Raw genomic sequence first — 2936 nt, 5'->3', positions numbered from 1 at the left:
GCGCTCGCGGCCTCCTCGCTCTCCGACGACGCGGTGCTCGCCTCCGCCCTCCGCAAGGACCAGGCCGAGGACACGACCGTCCTGACCGCCCTCGCACGCCTGCACGTCACCGGCGCGCACGTCGACTGGGCCGCGCTCTTCGCCGGCACCGGTGTCCGCCCGGTCGACCTGCCGACCTACGCCTTCCAGCACCGTCGCTACTGGCCCGTCACCGCTGCCGAGGCGACCGGTGACCTCGGCGCCGCCGGCCTCGACAGCGCCGACCACCCGCTGCTCTCCGCCTCGCTCGAACTCTCCGACGACGAAGGCCTGCTGTTCACCTCCCGGCTCTCCCGCCGGTCCCACCCCTGGCTCGCCGACCACGTCGTGCGCGGCCGTGTCCTGCTGCCCGGCACCGCGTTCCTCGAACTGGCCGTCCGCGCCGGGGACGAGGCCGGCTGCGACCGCGTCGAGGAACTGACCCTGGCCGCACCGCTCGTCCTGCCCGAGCACGAGGGCGTCCAGCTGCAACTGCGCGTCGGCGCTGCCGACGGGACCGGCCGCCGCACCTTCACCATCGCCTCCCGGCCCGAGGGCGCCGACGGCCGCACCTGGGACCAGCACGCGACCGGCGTCCTGGCCGCCGGGGAGACGCGCACCGCGTTCGACACGTCCGTCTGGCCGCCGGCCGGCGCCGAGGCGGTCGACCTGACCGGGCTGTACGAGGGCATGGCCGACGGCGGCTACGCGTACGGGCCGGTGTTCCAGGGCCTGCGGGCGGCCTGGCGGCGCGGGGACGAGGTGTTCGCCGACGTCGCCCTCCCGGAGGGCACCCAGGGCACCGGATACGGCCTGCACCCGGCGCTGCTCGACGCCGCCCTGCACGTGACGGCCGTCAACGGGCTGCCGCACGGCGTCGTCCCGTTCTCGTGGGAGGACGTGTCGCTGCACGCCTCCGGCGCGTCCTCGGTGCGCGTGCGCGTCACCCGGACCGGCGAGGAGTCCGTCGCGGTGGCCGTCGTCGACGCCGAGGGCCTGCCGGTGGCGTCGGTGGGGTCGCTGGCCCTGCGCGCGGTGTCGGGCGGGGAGCCGGAAACGGCCCGGGACGGGCTGTTCCGGGTGGACTGGGTGCCGGTGAAGGCCGCTTCCGCGCCGGAGTTCGCGGAGGTCGGGTCCTTGGTGGAGGTGCCGGAGGGTGTGCCGCCGGTGGTGGTGATCCGACCGGTGGACGGCGACGTGCACGCGCGTGCGGCCCGGGTGCTGGAGTTGGTGCAGGGCTGGCTGGCGGAGGAGCGCTTCGCCGAGTCCCGCCTGGTGTTCGTGACGCGTGGTGTGGTGGCGGGCGAGGACCTGTCCGGCGCAGCGCTGTGGGGTCTGGTGCGGTCGGCGATGTCGGAGGAGCCGGGCCGCTTCGGTCTGGTGGATCTGGCGGGTTCGGAGGAACTGCCGCCCGCTGTCCTGGGATTGGACGAGCCGCAACTGCTCGTCCGCGACGGGGAGGTCCTCGCGGCGCGGCTCGTGCGCGCCGGGTTCGCGGGTGAGCCGGTCGTGTGGGCCGGCGAGGGCACGGTCCTGATCACCGGTGGCACGGGCGGCCTGGGCAGGGTCGTCGCCCGGCACCTGGCCGTCGAGCACGGCGTGCGGCAGCTGCTGCTGGTCAGCCGCCGGGGCGCCGACGCCGAGGGTACGGACGAGCTGCTCGCCGAGCTCGCGGAGGCCGGTGCGGAGGCCGCCGTCGAGGCGTGTGACGTCGCCGATCCGGCGGCGGTGGCGGACCTCTTCGCCCGGCACGAGATCCGCGCGGTCGTCCACACGGCGGGTGTGCTCGACGACGGTGTGATCGGCTCCCTGACCGCCGAGCGCGTCAGCACCGTCCTGCGCCCGAAGGCGGACGCGGCCTGGAACCTGCACGAGGCCACGAAGGACCGCGCGCTGGCGGCCTTCGTCCTGTTCTCCTCCGTCTCCGGCGTCTTCGGCGGCCCCGGCCAGGCCGCCTACGCGGCGGGCAACGCCTACCTCGACGCGCTCGCGGTGCACCGCCGCTCGCTCGGCCTGCCGGCCGTCTCGCAGGCCTGGGGCCCGTGGACCCGCGACGGCGGCATGATCGGCACCCTCGCCGACGTGGACCTGCACCGGATCGCCCGCTCGGGCATGCCGGAGCTCACCCCCGCCGAGGGCACCGCCCTGTTCGACGCCTCGCTCGCGGCGGGCGGGCCCGCGATCCTGCCCGTCCGCCTGGACCTCGCGGTGCTGCGGGCCCAGGACTCGCTGCCCGCCCTGCTGCGCGGACTGGTGCGCGGCCGGGTCCGGCGCGCGGTGGTCGCGGGCTCGGCCGCTTCGGCGGGCCTGGCGCAGCGCCTGTCGGGCCTGGGCGAGGCCGAGCGCCGGGCGGCCGTCCTGGAGCTGGTACGCGACCGGATCGCCGTGGTCCTGGGCCACGAGAGCGGTTCGGTCGTCGACCCGTCGCGGGCGTTCCAGGACCTCGGCTTCGACTCGCTGACGGCGGTCGAGCTGCGCAACCGACTGCGGTCGGCGACCGGTCTCCAGCTGCCGGCCACGGTGGTGTTCGACTACCCGACGGCGAGCGCGCTGGCGGGTTTCGTCCTGGAGGGCCTGTTCGGCGCCGAGGAGGCCGAGGAAACCCCGTCGGCGCTCCCGGTGCCGTCGGACGACCCGGTGGTCATCGTCGGCATGGCGTGCCGTTACCCCGGCGGCGTCGAGTCGCCGGAGGACCTGTGGCGCCTGGTGGCCGACGGCGTGGACGCGGTCTCCGACTTCCCGGTGAACCGCGGCTGGGACCTCGACTCGCTCCACAGCGAGGACCGGTCCGTCCCGGGTACGTCCTACACCCGGCGGGGCGCGTTCCTGCACGACGCGGGGGAGTTCGACCCCGAGTTCTTCGGGATGAGCCCGCGCGAGGCGCTGGCGACGGACGCGCAGCAGCGTCTGCTGCTGGA

The 2936-nt window shown here is 75.7% G+C and carries 1 protein-coding gene; it reads left to right on the top strand.

Annotated features, from left to right (window positions below; genetic code table 11):
• On the top strand, positions 1-2936 hold a 2936-nt coding region (locus AB0C76_RS41195), incomplete at both ends, for an SDR family NAD(P)-dependent oxidoreductase (protein WP_359975875.1).

Source organism: Kitasatospora sp. NPDC048722 (assembly GCF_040650235.1).
Lineage (GTDB): Bacteria > Actinomycetota > Actinomycetes > Streptomycetales > Streptomycetaceae > Kitasatospora.
The sequence above is the reverse complement of the archived record's forward strand: the minus strand, read 5'-3'. Positions and strand labels throughout refer to the sequence as shown.